14 protein-coding genes and 2 pseudogenes are annotated in these 17,219 nt (G+C 44.3%); 5 read left to right on the top strand and 11 right to left on the bottom strand.

The window, feature by feature from the left end; all coding sequences use genetic code 11:
• Positions 1–25 precede the first annotated feature (25 nt).
• From B5G04_RS14170 to B5G04_RS14110, 11 genes are all read right to left on the bottom strand, one after another.
• The gene (locus B5G04_RS14170) at positions 26–1,246 is read right to left on the bottom strand and encodes a transposase (protein ID WP_087397826.1); all 1,221 of its coding nucleotides are present in this window, start codon (positions 1,244–1,246) and stop codon (positions 26–28) included.
• Between the two features lie 88 nt (positions 1,247–1,334).
• Entirely contained in the window at positions 1,335–1,703 is a 369-nt protein-coding gene (gene tnpB / locus B5G04_RS14165; protein WP_143270472.1) for an IS66 family insertion sequence element accessory protein TnpB, read from the bottom strand.
• Positions 1,696–2,019, bottom strand: coding sequence for a hypothetical protein (locus B5G04_RS14160; RefSeq protein WP_087397824.1), 324 nt, complete (start codon positions 2,017–2,019; stop codon positions 1,696–1,698). The genes tnpB and B5G04_RS14160 overlap by 8 nt, the downstream gene beginning before the upstream one ends.
• A gap of 331 nt (positions 2,020–2,350) precedes the next feature.
• Complete coding sequence (locus B5G04_RS14150; protein WP_239414118.1) at positions 2,351–3,022, bottom strand: IS5 family transposase; 672 nt, start codon at positions 3,020–3,022, stop codon at positions 2,351–2,353.
• Positions 3,023–3,465: 443 nt separating this feature from the next.
• Positions 3,466–4,779 carry a hypothetical protein gene (locus B5G04_RS14145; RefSeq protein ID WP_087397963.1) on the bottom strand — a complete coding sequence of 438 codons (1,314 nt, stop codon included), beginning with the start codon at positions 4,777–4,779 and terminating at the stop codon, positions 3,466–3,468.
• A 13-nt stretch (positions 4,780–4,792) separates the two neighbouring features.
• On the bottom strand, positions 4,793–5,560 hold the full coding sequence (locus B5G04_RS14140) for a metallophosphoesterase (protein ID WP_087397820.1): 768 nt from the start codon (positions 5,558–5,560) through the stop codon (positions 4,793–4,795).
• A 1-nt stretch (position 5,561) separates the two neighbouring features.
• Complete coding sequence (locus B5G04_RS14135; RefSeq protein WP_087212640.1) at positions 5,562–6,149, bottom strand: metallophosphoesterase; 588 nt, start codon at positions 6,147–6,149, stop codon at positions 5,562–5,564.
• A gap of 1,028 nt (positions 6,150–7,177) precedes the next feature.
• Positions 7,178–8,029, bottom strand: a complete 852-nt coding sequence (locus B5G04_RS14125; protein ID WP_087397817.1) for a hypothetical protein — start codon at positions 8,027–8,029, stop codon at positions 7,178–7,180.
• A 9-nt stretch (positions 8,030–8,038) separates the two neighbouring features.
• Entirely contained in the window at positions 8,039–11,689 is a 3,651-nt protein-coding gene (locus B5G04_RS14120) for an ATP-binding protein (protein WP_087397962.1), read from the bottom strand.
• Positions 11,673–12,230 carry a hypothetical protein gene (locus B5G04_RS14115; RefSeq protein WP_087212630.1) on the bottom strand — a complete coding sequence of 186 codons (558 nt, stop codon included), beginning with the start codon at positions 12,228–12,230 and terminating at the stop codon, positions 11,673–11,675. The genes B5G04_RS14120 and B5G04_RS14115 overlap by 17 nt, the downstream gene beginning before the upstream one ends.
• Complete coding sequence (locus B5G04_RS14110; RefSeq protein ID WP_239414117.1) at positions 12,220–13,320, bottom strand: hypothetical protein; 1,101 nt, start codon at positions 13,318–13,320, stop codon at positions 12,220–12,222. The genes B5G04_RS14115 and B5G04_RS14110 overlap by 11 nt, the downstream gene beginning before the upstream one ends.
• 628 nt (positions 13,321–13,948) lie before the next feature.
• Here B5G04_RS14110 and B5G04_RS14105 point away from each other — a divergent pair.
• The 5 genes and pseudogenes from B5G04_RS14105 to istB all read left to right on the top strand — a co-directional run bounded on the left by B5G04_RS14105 (position 13,949) and on the right by istB (position 17,160).
• Entirely contained in the window at positions 13,949–14,797 is an 849-nt protein-coding gene (locus B5G04_RS14105) for an aldo/keto reductase (RefSeq protein WP_087397811.1), read from the top strand.
• Complete coding sequence (locus tag B5G04_RS20745) at positions 14,794–15,429, top strand: hypothetical protein (protein ID WP_343211176.1); 636 nt, start codon at positions 14,794–14,796, stop codon at positions 15,427–15,429. The genes B5G04_RS14105 and B5G04_RS20745 overlap by 4 nt, the downstream gene beginning before the upstream one ends.
• Positions 15,426–15,689 (top strand): alpha/beta hydrolase fold domain-containing protein, encoded by a 264-nt coding sequence (locus tag B5G04_RS20740; protein ID WP_343211175.1) that lies wholly within the window; start codon positions 15,426–15,428, stop codon positions 15,687–15,689. Before B5G04_RS20745 ends, B5G04_RS20740 begins: the two co-directional genes overlap by 4 nt.
• A gap of 360 nt (positions 15,690–16,049) precedes the next feature.
• Positions 16,050–16,361: pseudogene (locus tag B5G04_RS14090) on the top strand (IS21 family transposase); the annotation flags it as partial.
• Positions 16,362–16,372: 11 nt separating this feature from the next.
• Positions 16,373–17,160, top strand: a pseudogene (gene istB / locus B5G04_RS20255) (IS21-like element helper ATPase IstB).
• The last annotated feature ends 59 nt before the right edge of the window (positions 17,161–17,219 follow it).

Here is a 17,219-nt window from a genome sequence, read left to right as displayed (position 1 = left end):
TTGAACCTATATGTTGCATATGGCATTAGTTGTCAGATACCCCATTTTGTTTTGTCAATATACTTTCCGGATGTTTCAACTTCCATTTGTGTGGAAGCAGATCCAAAAGTTTCTCATGAGTTGCATTCTTGTGATAAGGCATTTGGGCGATTACATCATTCAGGTAATCCCTTGGGTTTACATCGTGTGCCTTACAAGTAGCCAATAGGGAACAGAGAACAGACATATTAACTGCTGCTTCGGGATTGGTCTTGAAGGCTGTCTCATAACCTACAAAACCATCGCATTGAAGATATCCTCTATATGTATATTGATTTGCCAGAGATTCGATGACCGCTCCTGCCCGGGATCCATCATCATAATAGAAAATGACCAGTTTTTCCATGACTGACCTTACCATCCATAGATATTCCTTGTCAGCCTTGTGCTTTTCCCTGTTGATGACTGGGACTGTGGTTTCATCCGCCTGTACATAGTCACAGGAGAAGACCTCCCGCTTGAGTACCTCATATAGAGGTTTGAGCAGCTCCATTGTTTTTTTGAACCATCCGTCCAGCATACTTTCGGTCAGGCCTTTCATTCCAAGATGTCGGTACTGTTGTATCTGACGGTAGAACGGGACATGATATTCATACTTCTGAAGCAGTATCTCGGCAAGCAGGCTGGTATCAGCGATGCACTTGTCAACAGGCATCAGCGGCATGGGGGCAATCTCCACTCCTTTCTGTCCAGCCGGAGGAAGCATGGTGCTGTCCTTGAGTGCATATTTGGGACGGATGATTTCCTTGACGTAAAGCATCCCCGGCTTGTGTTTGACGACTTTTGTTATCTCTTCGCCTATTCTACGGTATAAAGACAGGTCAACACCTGTCGGTTCTATTGTCTCGGTCTCCAGTACGGGTAAGTCCTCTATCATTTTTCGGTTCTGACGATTCTGCTTCCGTACTTCCGCCGATTCCTTTTCAATCTTCTCAACGGCTTCATCGCGCTTTTCTTCCGCCTGATGTTGGAGTCCGGCAAACTCGTCTGCAAAAAGATCGGGGATATTAGGATCATATGCGCGAAGCTTCTCCGATTTACGCCCAAAGAGTTGACGGTTCAGCCATGCGACCTGAGCCGTCAACTCTTTGATACGTTCCTGCAGGTTTTTAATCTGATCTGACTGTTCTTTATTGGTGGCAGACAACGAAGCAACAGTGGCATTCAGCCCTTCTATCGTCTTGAGCAAAATATCCTTTTCTTTCATTGCCTGCTTGTTTTTTGTTTGCGTAAAAATACTAAATATTAGCTAATTACACAACAAAACAAGCACTTTTATTCAACCTAAAAGCATGTCATACATGGTATTCCTTTCGTTCTGCCCTTAACCGCCGGAGTCTCTGTTCAGGATTCTCCTGAATACCCTCGACCATCATCACCAGGTCACGCCATTCCATGGAATAACTTTTTGACTCAGGATCGTATTTGGGCAGTTTGAAGCGACCGGCTTCCAGACGTTTCACATACATCACCATGCCTCCATCTTCTGCATGAAGCAATTTCATGAGTTTGCGGCTGGCCCCGATGAAGATGAAGACATCACCGTTCTTCACTTCACTGTTCATCTTTTCATGTACCACTCCGCACAACGAACTGATACCTTTGCGCATATCTGTAATGCCCGGACACAGGAAGTAGCGCATCGTGTCGTTCAAGTTAAACATGGCCGCCTCCAAGACTTTTGGTCAATAATTCCATAAGTATCTCTTCAGAACCATTTCCGAAGTGGGCACGAAGACCATTGGGAAATAGTAATGCCACACCATGGGGTATTTGTTCTTCAAGGGAAGATTCCGTAGCTGCCTGTTTGAAACAGATGGGAGCCAACTCTTGCTTGACACTATTCTTGCCAACTGAACATTTTTTACGCCAATAGTGATAGGTGGAATAACTCACTCCTATCTGTCGTAGGTACGACTTCAATGACAGGCCGCTTTGTTGCACCTGCATTTCTAATTCTTCAAATCCAGTTCTGTTCATTGCTATTCGGTTTGATTGTTATGCGGGGGCAAAATTACAATCAAACCATAGGACATGCATGTGTATTTCTTAGAATGCTTACGGAGCTATATGATACCGGTAATGAAGAGTGGATTATGATGACGATTGACCTGCTTGACAAAAACATGGATAAATGGGTGACATCCAGAAGAAATGGTAACAGATATCTTCTCGAAAAATTCAAACTAATCTACCTATTAGAAGATTCAGATGCATTGTTATATTGCTCAGATACAGAAAGGATTCGATACTAAAATATGCTATCTAATACCACTCAACATGCTGATATTTTTTAGAAGCTGTTTTGATTTCATTCGATAAATTTGTTAAGCATGATTTGTATGAATGCAAGCTGTACCATAGTTTCCGCAGTTTCAGCAAGGAATTCGTAATCGATGGTCAGCCTTCTGAAGTTTTCCAGCCATGAGAAAGAGCGTTCCACAATCCAGCGTTTGGGCAGTACCTGAAATTTGGACGGACATTCGTCCGGCCTGAGTATGACCTCCAATATCCATCCGAATTTCTTCTTGACCCAATCAGCCAAATCTCCCCTGTAGCCTCCGTCCGCCAAGATTTTCACCAAGCGCGGAAATTTATAAGCGAGTTTTTCTATGGCTTGTGGGGCGCCCTTGCTGTCATGCAGGTTGGCTTCATGGATTGTGACGGCTAACGGAAGGCCAAGCGTATCGACTATGATGTGCTCTTTCCGTCCCTTGATTTTCTTGTTCCCGTCTATACCACGGTCAGAATCAACATGATGGGAAGTCTTTACGCTTCTGGAATCCATGATGCCAAGACTGGGACTTTCCTCCCGTCCCGCCTGTTTACGGATAAGGGAGTGCAAGGCATCCATCACCTCTTCAAACACACCTTCAAGCTTCCACTTGCGGAAGTAGTAATAGACGGTTTGCCAAGGGGCGAAGTCAGAAGGAAGCATACGCCACTGGCAGCCGGTCTTGTTGATATAAAGGATGGCATTCATCCCGGCAGTCCGCTTTGTTGTAACTGCAGTTCTAATTCTTCAAATTCTAGTCTGTTCATAATACTTGAGGTTTGATTGTATTTGCTATCGCAAAGCTACAACAAAACCTTAAAGTGTAAAAGGTGCATTTGTTCAAATGCTTACTGATATTCTGATTGGAATATTATAAAAACATCCTCATCACTTAAACGTCTGCCGTCTGTCACTACATGTATATTCACATGATAGCCCATTAACAGCTTCTTCCTCCTGATAAACCATATGGTTGTGGACAGTTCTATCAAATCGGATAATGCCTGGCTGTTGAAAGTTGTCAAGAATCATATTATCAAATATCAGAATCAAGCAAATTATCAGCACTATTTCGAATCAGTGCCGATAATTTGCATACTACCGATTTTCAAATAGATTGCCAAAGTACGTCAGCCGATGAAAAATAAGAGTTAAGTAGCCCTAAGCTTCTCCACTTCCTGCCATTCTACATTAGAGACAATCGCCTGATATTGCTCCTTAGTCAGAACCGAATTAGAATCGTCCGAACATTCATATTTCCACGGCAGTTCATAGACAGTGCCCTCTTCCTGGTAACCCATATAGTTGTGAAAGGAGTCGGGAAGCAGCCGCACATAATCTTCTTCAAGCAGGATTTTCAGGAGCTTTTCTGCATCGTATATCAGCAGCGGTGTCCCGGCCTTATACAGAGCCGTAGCTACCTCAATAGCCAGCCCGACATTGGACGAGTAACTGTTGGAAACAACAATCTTCCATCCCTGAGGTTGAACATTTGAAGCTAAGATATTCAGACGTGAAAGCCCAAGTTCACCGTAATGGTCAGTTGCGAACCGCATGAAATCCTCCGGACTGTCAATGTCATACATTTCCATTACATCCCCGAACTTCTTCCGCTTGTAGTAGACTACATCACGCAATTCTTCCGGAACATCCTGCGGATCTGTATAGATACGCCCCCTGAATCCACGCTTCCGGTGATAAGCCTCATACACCTCGTTGGCAATGCGGTAATAGGTGCAATACTTTCGGATGGTCATGGTTTCTAAAAGAGGGGCAGAATGCCAGTGCACCGACTCCTCCAATGCCTTGATAGCCATTTCCCGATCTTCCACCTCAATTTTGAAATTCGGTACTATGCGGTTAAATACCTTTTGTGCAATCCGTCCTGTACGCTGCTGGTACGGCAGGTTATGTGCCACGTAATCGTTGAACCCATCGGAATTCGAGACAACGACATCAATCATCCTTTGCAGATAGTTGAAGAGGCGGGTCAGGTTCTCTCTGCACCACGTATTATCTGGCTCTGCATCCGTGCACTTGGAGTCATTCGTAATAATAAAGCTGATCCGCTTCCGGTCCGTAACACGGATTGACCGGGAATCCACGTATCGGTTCGAAGCAACATGGAACCACCTGGTCTCCATCGGGTTGAATGCCAACCAGTCAGCTAAGAACACCTCCCGGCTGTCATATTCCCCGAAAGCAATCAACTCCTCAACATCTCCCCATTCTTCCGGAGTAGGTCGCGGCACCTCGATATAGAATCCCCGGTATTCATCATCGCCCATTGCGGCCAACCGCTCGAACCGATGTTGAATATCAACCAGCCGTTCCAACATATCGCCATCAACAGCAATCTCCCATTGGCGGCTTTCGCCCAACGCCTCCAGATGCGAAGCGTTCAAGCCAACCTCCTTCGCCAAATCGGCAAGGAGCCTTCTATCTATGATCTTTCTTTCGTACATTTCTGTATGTCCATTAAATTTCAATAAACTTGCTCGGATCAAATCCGTTCATCAGGTGTTCATCTTCAAAAACATATCCCATCTGGTTACAGATTATACGGGTTCCGCCAATCACAGTGCCGATATTGGTATGCGAATGCCCGTAAATCCAGGCATCAATCCGGCTGTCAGCTATCAGTTCTCCATATTCACTGGCAAATGCGCTGTTCAGCACGGAATCCCTATGATGCTGAGCCACTACCTGAAGTGTCGGCAGGTGATGCGTAACCACTACGATATGAGGTGCCGTACTTTCCTTGATACTTTTCCGAATAAAGTCAATACAGGTCTCGTGCATCCAGTTGAACTCCTCCACCTGTAGTAGTTTTCCACTGAACTTAATCTGACGGAAATCGTTCATGCCTTTCCATACAAAATATTCATCGTTCGGATTGACCCGTGACCACAGCGTACTCAGCACGAAATCGGTATCATCAATGCGAACAACCTGATTCTGATAGTAGCCGACATTCTCCCGGAACATCCATCGCCATTGCAGCCCCCGTTCCATCACATCTGAATAGTTGTAATATTCGTGATTGCCGGGGACAATCAGCACCTGTCGGTAATTCTCTGAAGCCCATTTCCAGAACTTTGTCAGTGGAGCCACCTTGTCTTTCAGGTAGAATATGTCTCCGGCCAGCACCAGTACATCGCCGGTAACCGGCAGCTCATTATGTTTCAAATATCTGCTGTTTTCCTGGAACTCCAGGTGCAGATCGCTCATGTATTGTATCCCCATCTTATTGCTCTCCTTTCTTTGATTGTTCTATCTGCTTCTCTATGATTGCCTTTACCCGTGCAAATGAGACAGGGGTGAAATCGTTGTTATCTACTCCAACATCATACTGCGTGGGAAAAAGCATCTTTAGCCTCGGAGCGTCCTTCCCGGTGTTGTGCCTGCTGGTATGTACATGTCCGAAAAGCTGCCAGGTGCCATTGTATGAACCGCCATAGCAAAGGAACGGACAGTGATTCAGATAGATCTTCTGCTTATCTACCTCAATATACATCTGCATCACAACCTGTTCAAAGTATTTCCTGTAGTCCTGTCTCAGATTCTTTATGTCATGGTTGCCAATAATAAGATAGATTTTTCCATTCAGCCTGCTCAGTACGTTTATCCATTCAGCAGAACCTCCCAGACAAAAGTCACCTAAGTGAAACACGATATCATCTGGACTGACCACGCGGTTCCAGTTGGAAATAATCGTTTCATTCATATGGGCCACATCCTTGAAAGGCCTGTTACAAAACCTGATGATATTGGTATGATTGAAGTGGGTGTCGGATGTAAAGAACACCCTGCTTCCGTCAAATTTATAATTCATAATCTCCTTTAGTTTTGTGCGCATCACTGCGCGGTTCATACAAAATCTAATACCCATGGACGGAAATGACGGAGAAGGTCGTATGATGCGAACGTCACCAGTGGGCAAAATAAAACCGTTGAAAAGTTTGGCAAGGACTTTCCAACGGCTTCAATTAATTCTGGAGGGATATCTGCATCTAATATATCCCAGCCTGTTTATAATATGTTCGTTGGAAAGCGCTTTTGAATTTATCGAAGGATTCAATGCTTGAAGTTTGAACATATGGCATACGCTCAAAGCATGATGTGCTTCGATATGATATATTTGATAATATGTTCATTCTATTATGTTGCATCGTGTCTTTATAAATTTCCAATTGCATGGCAAAATTATAAAAGATTTCAGGAAATGCACCTAACTAGAGTCAGAAAATTCTTCTTTTCCTTAGGTCAAATATAGATTTTCCTCCGAACCTTGGTAAGATTTCCCTCCGTAATGGTCTGATGTCGGTTCATTTTGGGATATATGGCAAAATTTGTTTGTTCCCGTTTTCTATGACTTCTTTCTGTCATGCACAAAGCCTATAAGAAATATTCCCACCTGATTCTATACCGAATTTTTTGCAAAAATTCGGTATGCCTTTTATGACAATTTCGACAAATCTGTGTCTTTTTGTCAAAATTGTTATCACCTTCAATTACTTTTTGGGCAAATGTCATATGTTCGCTATGGAGAAACATAACCTACTGATTTGAGATGCACCGATTCTCTACCTATATTGAACATCCACAATACCATTCATTTGCCCAGAAAAATTCAAGGAAAAACATTGGAATATGAAATCTATCAACTAAATTTGCAACTACATACTCACCCCGCTTCCCATAAGAACAGCGCGCTCTGGGTGAGTCTTTTTTTGTAATTCAAAAGAGATATAAAAGAATGACTAGTCCTAAATAACTGCTGCAAGTTTTAGACAAAAATACAGCTCAGCAAGACTATCCTTACTGAACTGTATTTTTATAACTTTCAATTCTTATCCGTTTCTACGGATTACAACATATGTAACCCTCTTGATCATAAGCTTTTCGTTCATGATGAATTAAATCTATCAACTGTTGTAATTCAAGTATATCTGACTTGATATCCTTAAAACGGTAATACTGTTCATCATATCTTTTCCGGGAACCGGACTTCAGACGGCATTCTATATCATCCGGAATTAAATAGGAAGAACGTTCTTTGCCCAAATATTGCTGAAACTCAAAGAGAAAAATATTTATTCCTGCCAAATCAAAGTCACCGAAGTGAAGATAATGATTGGATATAGTACACAGCCATTTCCTAAGGTCGGTCGATTGCGGATATCTGGATACGAAAAGTACTTTATCTGAAAGAGCATGATTATGAAGATATCTATCAAAGAGTGTCCGCTGCCTGCGAATCATCCTGAAATTGTCCATATTTTCCACACCAATCACCACTGTATCTTCCGGAATTGTAAATTTCTCCCAGTCCGAGACAAAAAGGAAGCTTCCTTCCTGCGGATTTACCACAAATGGATTTTCGTCAAGAAAACACTCAATAGGTTCATAACTGTTTACAGGAAATCCCGGACAGGAACGGACCATGACGAGTTTGGAATTTCCTGTCTCCGCAGCCATTGTGGCACGGGAATCTGAAGCATTTGCTTCGATAATACGGAAACTCTCGTCCTTGTCTATAAGAAATCTTTTCAGAGCCTCAGCATCACGGGCACGATATGATTTTCTTGAGCCACGTGATACAACCAACAGCAGACCTTCTGCCAACAGCTCATCAAGCAACTTACTGTTCAGCCTCGACCCGGCAACCAGTTCACCGGCTAACAATGCTTGTATAGACGCACTTAGTGCCATATTATCCGATTAATTTATTCGTTTCAACAATTTCTCTACCCTTGTCCTTACTCCATGCTTACTTAACAGGTATGTATAGCGGTAGTCGTATGGATTATACGATGTAGGTGAACTGTTAATAAGATAGATATTGCGTGAATTGGCAAACTGCAGAATGCCTTTTATATTGGTAGGATGCAAGCGACCTATCTCATCCATCATGCAGTGTACGATAAAATCACCACTTTTTTTGGCAGCCTTTTTCTTAAACACATTGATGAGCATGATATTAACCATTGCTTTCACAAGAATATCCGTACCATCCGATCCTACATTATTAATACGTTCAACCCAGCCGGTGTCATTGTCGTTCTCTTTCACACGGAACTGTAAACGGAAAGCGTCCCCCAAAGATACAGTCGGACGATTCGGTTCGTTCTGCAACTGATGAGACAGGCTCTTCAAATAATCTACGACCTTACGGTTCACTTCATCCCGATTATTATTTGAAAAAAGATTCAGTTCGCCGATAGAAAAAGCATTCTCTATCGCATAATCGTGAATGGATATAAGCAGTTTCATGAGTTTGTCAGATGATTCATCTGCCCTGAGTTCAATACTCTTGATTACTCCTGCAAAATTCTTTTCTATAAAATCACGGTTTATATCCTGTATCACCCCATCCACATCCGACCTGCATTTCATCAGTGAACCGATTTCCGCCGAGATACGTCCCAAAATATCTTTATAATGCTCGCTGGTACGTCTGCGGAACTCCTCGATTTTATTATTGTCCATAAAGTCCTGCAAATCCGCTGCAATCTCCAAATAGTCATTGTCTGTTACAGGCATTGTATTGAAATGGAAAGCATTTTGGGGCTTAAAGTTACGATTGAAACTGACAACTATGGATTTAAGCTTGTCTATCGATTCACGCTTCTGATTGACTGTGCCCCGAAGTTGACTTAAAAGTTGCTGACAATCCAACTCGGTCTTCTTCATCTTGTCATCAGAGAGGAAAGCATCAGGCACCAGATGCTCATTTTCTACCATCTGATGATAAAACATCAAGCCTTCTCTCCTATGCGTCAGTTCACCACGAACCTTTTTCCAACGCTCTTCCATTTCTTTACATTTTTTCCCGATACGTGTCCGCCTGTCTTCATAACGCTGACGTATCATGGCGAGCCGCTGCTCTATAGTCTTAATTGCCTTTTTGATTTCCGGCTCCTTGGCAAAAAGATTTTGTTCTGTGTCGCGATATCTGATAACAATTGAACGTTCTTCATCAATCCTCATCAACAGAGCCTTTAAATCATTTAAAGCCCTGCGGTATTGCTCGAGCAGGTTCGTATCAACGCCCTTGCCTGCAAGTTCGGCTTTCTGCTGTTCGTTGAGTTGTTGCTTCTGTGCAGCGAATTCCTGATTACGTTCGGCCGCTACAGCATCTTGCGACTCCTTGAAAATACGCAATTCCTCATCGAGTGCTTTGGCTGCTTTATTAAACGATGAATCAAGCTCCTTAAGGTCCTTTTTATTTTTCAATTCATGCTTATTGCGCGCCTCTTTCTCCGAATTCACATGCAGTACTGCCTCATTAAAGGAATGTTCACGAACATCTTTTTCTCGGGCAATCTGTTCCTGTTCTTCCATCTCCAGCTTATGCCTACGGTTTTGCAGGTTCTGCCGCTTGGCTGGCACCTGTTCTTCTTCCACCTTCAACGATGTCATTTTCTGACGAAGCGGATTAACCTGTACAGCATATTTCTTGCCAAGTTTAGCTATCTCTTCCTGAAGAGTAACAGGCAATTGCGTAAGCTGATGATTAATCTGCCGCACCTGCTCTTCCAGGTTATTCTTCTCCAATCTATATTCGTCAGGGGTACGATGCACGGAGGCAATATTATCCAGGTTTAACTTTACGCCAAACATACCATTAGCCACAGTGTCCAACTGAGGGTCAAGCCCTTGAGCATATAGAATCCTCTCTTCGTCAACGACTTTGCCTATCGTGTTCTCCCAGCCTTCAGCGTTTTCACAAAGCCACTTGTAAAGAGAACCGTCTAAACGAGCCAATAAATCATGAATCTTCGCGATTTGTTCACGCATTTGTGTACGGTCAGCGTCAAGACGTTCCTGCTCACGCTGAGAGGCTTGTTTTATCTCCGTTTCTTTCATCTCATACTCGGCAGTAATCCGGGCAATCTGATTTTTTACCGCTGTCTGTTGGGCCGCATTCTCTTTTTCCGAAAAATTCAATTGTTGCAGTTCCTCATCTACTTGCTTTATTTCAGTAGCTTTGGGATGCCAATGCCGGAGTTCCTTCAGCGCATTTTCAGTCCTGTTCTGTTCGGTCAACAACATTTGCAGACGTTCGTCAGAGTCGTGTCGCCAGCTGTTGAAAGTCTCCATAACCTGATTCCTGTTTCTGGTACGTTCTTCTTCCAAGCTCTTACGCTTTATCTGAAGTTCGGTCTGTTTCTGATAATATGCTTCTTTCTGCATGTTCCCAAACGCCTGACGTGCATTTTCCAGTTTACCTCTTGCAATGTTGTACTTTTCTTCTATCGATGCATAAGCTTTCAACAAATCATCCAATAGCGTTTGTTTATCAGCAGCCTCCTGTCTGATAGCAGACTCACGACCGGCAAGAGCGAGTTTGTCATCAATACCCTCGTCAGCGAAATACTTTCTTGCCTGTGCTATTTCCTTCAATTTACCCTTTTGGGCACCAAGGTCCTGATTGAGTGCGTCTTTTTCTTTATCATATTCTGCCGTAAGTTCCTTTTCACGGTTATGCTCTTTCTCTATGTCCGCTTCAACTTCTGCGGCTTCTATCTCCAAAAGAGGTATATGCTTTTCACTATAAGCTACAGCATGATTAAGCATGTGCCATACGTCAGACAACTGCTGGTCGAGTGCTACAATTGTACGGCCCTGTTCAGCTATCTTCAATGCTTGCTGACGCACAGGGTAACTACCATCACGTGTTTGGCGGAACCAACAGTCTATCTCGTCATACTCCCGCTCAAAATCTGTAACAAGCCGTCTGTAGGTCTGCAAATCAATCGGCAAATCCTCATCAGTCATGGATTGTATAATCGTATTCTTTACAAAGTCCGCATCAAGTTTGGTATTCAGAAAGACATTCTGAATGCTTCGTGGGATATTCTGATAATGCGAGCTCTGCACCAATGCATAACGCGCATATTTATGGTCATGAGTGTTGCCGAAGATTATATCCTTGAACATCACACCGGACTCGATTCTTGCAGAAACAGCTACGTCTTTGTCTATACGTTCGCGAATCTTCACCCAGTCACTCAATACCTGCTTGTCATCGTCTATTAGCCATTCACGCTGATAAGGTGCATCAATAAACCGCCATGAAGCGCGTCCCTGATATCTGCCGACAAGTATCGTATATGCGCCATTGTCTCGAATCACTTCATAAAGTATATAAGAGTTTGACTGGCGAAAATAAAATTCATCAAACGATTTCTGTCCCTGTTGAATACCCAAATGCTGTTTATCCGCATTGTAGAAAAACAGCAGTGCCCTCAATACCGTACTTTTACCGACACCCTGAGTCCCTGTGAAATGCACATTCCCGTCTACAGATATCTCTGCATACGGAATATTGGCACTATTGATAAAAATAATCTTATTCAGGTATTTCATCTTCATTTGCAATTTGAATTATTTCAACCAATTCTTCGACATAGCGGAATGCCGAAGTAACCTTAAAGGTCTCATCAAGTTCGCTGATACACTCTGCAAAGCCCATGTTCTGCATTTCCTGAAGCAGTTTGTTTACTATTTCAACATTAGACCCCACACCGTATTTCTTGAACAAACGGTTTGCCTTTTCCTTCAGTTCGATATCCAGACTGATCTGTTCTGTCAAATGACTTTTGCGGAACTGATATCCTGCAGCAAATGACTGATTATAGCATTTCAGAAAATCCAGATAGTCAAGCCATTTTGAAAAGCTGTCCAATTTCTGCTCTATCGTCTGTTTACCCTCTCCTATTCTTGAAAAATAGAAGTAACCATTACCAGATTCCAGTTGCAGACCGATTTCCTTGAAGTATTCTGTATAATCTTCCAAATTCTCCTCGATATCCTCATACAGATGACGGACAGAGGCATCTGCACTGTCTACCGAAAGAAACTCTCCCCGGCTTAACCGCTCGTATATTCTTTGAGTATTATTTCGCATAAATTATAGGATATTCAATGTCTTGATAAATTGCATATTCGCCTGTTATCCGGCATTCATCAGGATGCAAGATAACCAGCTGACAGAAGAGGGTAGCATGTTCTTCTATGCTACGTTTTACTTTATAGTCATACCTCAGAATGAACTCAAACAGATTATAACTTGATGCTAAAAATGCATTCCAGACTTCGGCAGAATCCACCTCCTTCAGTTGCCGGATATGTTCTTGCAAGTCTTCCTCTGCCAGAGGCCCAGCTTCCGTTCTGGCTGTTTTCTGTACCCCATTCCGTTCAGCAATTCGTCTCAGCAACTTTACTACCTGATCGTTTTCCCTTAGCATTTCTAAAGACAGGCGAATCTTATTGTATGGGCGGGATTCCATCCAAAGAGGATTCCTTTCTTCCAGAACTTTTACAAGGTTCGTATCGGTCTTGATAAGCAACTGATCTTGCAGGTACTTCAACTTCCGTATCTTTTTGTAAAGTTGATTTTGCAGGTCTATCTGATTGATATAGGAAATAATCTGTCTGTCAATTTCCATTAGCGCATGATAGGCTTCTACAAAATCATGTTTCACATCGCTACAGGTCTTTGCCATGTGCGGATCATTGGCCATGATGAAAAAGGCGTGTTCATTATCCATCAGTTTTTCACATTCACGTATCATGGCACGAATGCTATGGCTCTTCTCATCCAGATTCTCCAGTTTCTTCTTTTTGATGACATAATTGGGTTCTTGCTTATAGGCATTGTCCATATTACGCTTCAAATCCACCACATTCTTCAGGGTCCTGAATCCGGTCTTCTTTAAAAGTTGCCGCACACTATCCTGATATCCGGCTTTGCGGTTGGGATTAGTCTCTTGCAAGAAATAACCGATATTCTCTTTCAGGGTGTTGATGCATTCCTGTACGCTTAATACGCTAATTTCCTCATTGACATTCAGCACTTCCTCAAAGAAGTTCAGATAGTCGCTCTCAATCTCAACCGCATTTCCGGATTCCACCAGCACACCATAATCAACCAGCTTTCTCAATCTTTGTTCATTTCCTCCGACAAGGTCAATGGCAAGACCCAACGGAAACTTCATAAGCTTCCGCTTCCCAAACATCTCACTTAGCAATCTTTGCTCACGTGAAAGCGTTTTCGTCAGTTCTTCTATACTTCTAAAATGCGTCAGGACATCCATATATTCAAAACGACCAGTCCATCACGTTCCTTGCGTTGATTTAGAATGATGTTTTTCATTCCCTATATTGTTATTCAAATGCAATATTACTATTTTTCATTCAAATAACAATGTCTGTTGCACAATATATGTACTATTTATGCACTACAAAATCATTATTGAGTAAAATTTCACATCGTTGTGACCAAGAACTGCCATATCATAAAACCTTGTATCCTACGTACACATAGCGGTTTTACTCCTCAAGTTGGGATTCCATACCGACACATTATAAGTTACAAATAAACTGTTCTGAATTTATCGTGCGATGATTGGGGATGAGTTTTCGAGGCATTTTTTGTTTCTGTGATGAGGAAGATAGCGGGCTATCTGACGAAACAGTTTCTTCTAAAAATCTTCCGCAAGGCTTATCCGAACAATTTTCCGGAAATTCGGTGAAATGGGTGTTCCTTTCCGTAATCTGTGTATGGACATAGAAGCTCTGCCAACGTAACTTTGCATCAGAAATTTAACTAATATATCAACGAATATGGAAACTGTAAAATTGAGAAACGGCGTAGAAATGCCGCAGTTGGGTTATGGAGTATACCAGGTATCACCGTCGGAATGCGAGCGGTGCGTTAGGGACGCCATCAGCGTGGGTTATCGGATGATAGATACGGCGCAGGCTTACTTTAACGAGCAGAATGTGGGCAATGCTATCCGCGCCTGCGGAGTGCCCCGCGAAGAGCTGTTCATTGTCACCAAGGTATGGATTTCCAATGCCGGATACGAGCGGGCGAAGACCAGCATCGACGAGTCGCTCCGCAAACTGCAGACCGATTACATTGACCTGCTGCTTATCCATCAACCCTTCAATGATTACTATGGCACATGGCGGGCCATGGAGGAAGCCTACAAGGCAGGCAAGCTGCGTGCCATCGGCGTGTTGAACTTCTATCCCGACCGCTTCATCGACCTGGCGGAATTCAGCGAGATTCCCCCGATGGTCAACCAGGTGGAGACGCACGTATTCAACCAACAGATAGAAGCGCAAAAGATTATGCAGCAATACGGCACGCACATCATGTCGTGGGGACCGCTCGCCGAGGGACGCAACAACTTCTTCGGCAACGAGACGCTGATTGCCATCGGCGCCAAGTATAACAAGAGCGTGGCGCAGACCGCCCTGCGCTACCTCCTCCAGCGCGGTGTCATCGTCATCCCGAAATCCGTCCGCAAGGAACGCATGGAGCAGAACATCCATGTGTTCGACTTTAGCCTGAACGACGAGGATATGCAGCGCATCCGCCAGTTAGACCTGGGTCACAGCCTGTTCTTTTCGCACTACGACCCGCAGACGGTGAAGTGGCTTTGTGATTATGGTAAGAGCAAATGATGAAAAAGATATTCCAAACATTATGCCTGCTGCTTGCCGTCAATTGCGCGACGGCTTGCAGCGGCACGGGAAACAATGGTCCCCTCGGCCCGATAGGTGAAGCTCCTGCCGAGGAAGACCCGGATGCGGAGCACATTTACCTGTGGCCGGAAGATAACATGCCGACCGTAACCAACTATACCGTAAACAACGGGAATTATCAGGACGACCCCGATTTCCGTCCCAACATGATATGGTATCCCGTGCCCGACGGCACGGAAGTGAAAGGAGCCGTCATGTTCTGTCCCGGCGGAGCATTCATGTTCCGTAGCGGAAACGAGGGCGCACCAGTTACCGAGCGGCTGGCGGAACTGGGGTATCAAAGTTTCGTGGTAAATTACCGGGTAGTCCTTATACGATGGAAGAAGGCAGCCTCGACCTGGCGCGCGCCATACACTACGTCCGCAGCCATGCCTCTGACTACGGCATCGCCCCCGAAGACATTGCATCGGTCGGCTTCTCTGCCGGAGGCATTCTCTGTGGCGACGAAGCCTTGCACTTCGATGAACTTGTGGACGGCACGGCGTTGGACAATGAATATGTACCCGACTCGCTCGATCAAGTCTCAGCCAACGTATGCGCCATCGGCATGATATATTCTTTCTACGGACGATTGAGCGTATCGAACAATAACGTGGACGACCTGCGTGCAGGCAATATCCCGCCCACCTTTTATACTTACGGCACAGAAGACCCGTTCTACCGCCAGTTCAACCAGAATGTTGAAGCAGTGCGGCAGGCAGGCGTACAGGTGGAATCGCACGTACTGGACGGTTGGCCTCACGGCTTCGGCGTGCGGGGAGAATGGACCACATGGTTCGATAATTTCCTGACAACGATTATGAAGCATTGATAGAAAGTCTTTGCGTTTCGATAGTCCTGATTACATAAAGAAAAGCATTCTCATATTTTCGTAGGAATGCTTTTCTTATATTATAATGGCTGTAGTCGTTGGCATTCTTTATTTTCAGTATCATGGACATAACTACTATAAATATTAATAGATTACCCGTTGACGGAATTGTGACCACAATATGCATTTTATTTGTCAGTCCCTTGTGCGGCTTTGCGGGTGGATATCTCCGCTTTTGTCCGCAAATATCTCCGTCCTTATCCGCAAATATCTCCGTCCTTATCCGCAAATATCTCCGTCCTGGTACGAAGATATCTCTGCCTGTAGGCTTTCATGTCCCAATTAATTCCGTCAACGGGTAATATCGTATTGAACTATCTACGGGAAGTGGAGCGTGCCATGCAATATCCGCCCAAAGCGTTCAGGTCATGCCGGGGTATCTTGACGTTGGAGAAAAAATACGGCCGCGACCGTCTGGTGGCGGCTTGCGCATGTGCGGACCAGAAGTTGCAATACGGGTATCAGGCCTTGCGCGAGGTGCTTGAACTGGGAGAAGACGCGGATTTCCTTCCCGATGAGGACGGGAAAGTACAGCCCGACATGACTTCCCCGGCTCCATTGACCCACAAAAACATACGTGGACGTGAATATTACAGAAAGGACAAACAATAAAACTCATGTGTATGGAAGTAAACAATAAAACAGCTCCCGTTACGGGACAACAGGACCAGAATACCATATCGCTGGATTTAATGAACCGTATGAAATTGCATGGCATGGCAGAGGCGTTCAGGGAAAGTCTTGCCGGCACCACTCCGCAATCCATGACTGCGGACACGTTCCTTTCCATGCTCCTTGCACGCGAATGGGACTATCGTGCGCAGGCTGCCATTGCACGGCTTACCAAGAATGCGGCATTCCGTTACAAGGCCTATATTGAACAGGTCGACTATGCCACGAACCGGGGCTGGATCGCAACCAGATGGAACGTCTCGCCACCCTTGATTTTGTGCATAAGGCACAGAACCTTTTCATTACCGGTTCTTCAGGAACGGGGAAAAGCTATCTGGCCTGCGCCCTCGGCCACGAAGCATGCAAAAGGGGATTCCGTACCTTATATGCCAATGCCCCGAAACTGCTCGGAGCGCTGAAAGTCGCCAAAGTCAAAGGTACACTTGAAACGGAACTCAAGAAGATTGAGCGATGCCGGTTACTCATCCTTGACGACCTGTTCATCGTGCCTCTTGACGCCAAGGAGCGTCCCATACTGCTTGACATCATCGAGGACAGGCATGAACGGAAATCCATCATCATCACATCGCAGTACCCCTCCTCCAACTGGTACGACATGGTAGGTGACCCGACAATAGCCGATGCAATCCTTGACCGCATCATACATACGGCTCATACCATAGAGTTATATGGTGAAAGTATGCGAAAGTTAAGGTCTAAGAAAAACGGGAAATTTTAAAAGGGTAAAATAAAATTGACCCCCAACACCAGGACTTTAAAGGGGCAATCATATTGTAG

It is taken from the genome of Bacteroides sp. An51A (assembly GCF_002161565.1).
Taxonomy (GTDB): Bacteria; Bacteroidota; Bacteroidia; order Bacteroidales; family Bacteroidaceae; genus Phocaeicola; species Phocaeicola intestinalis.
The sequence above is the reverse complement of the archived record's forward strand: the minus strand, read 5'-3'. Positions and strand labels throughout refer to the sequence as shown.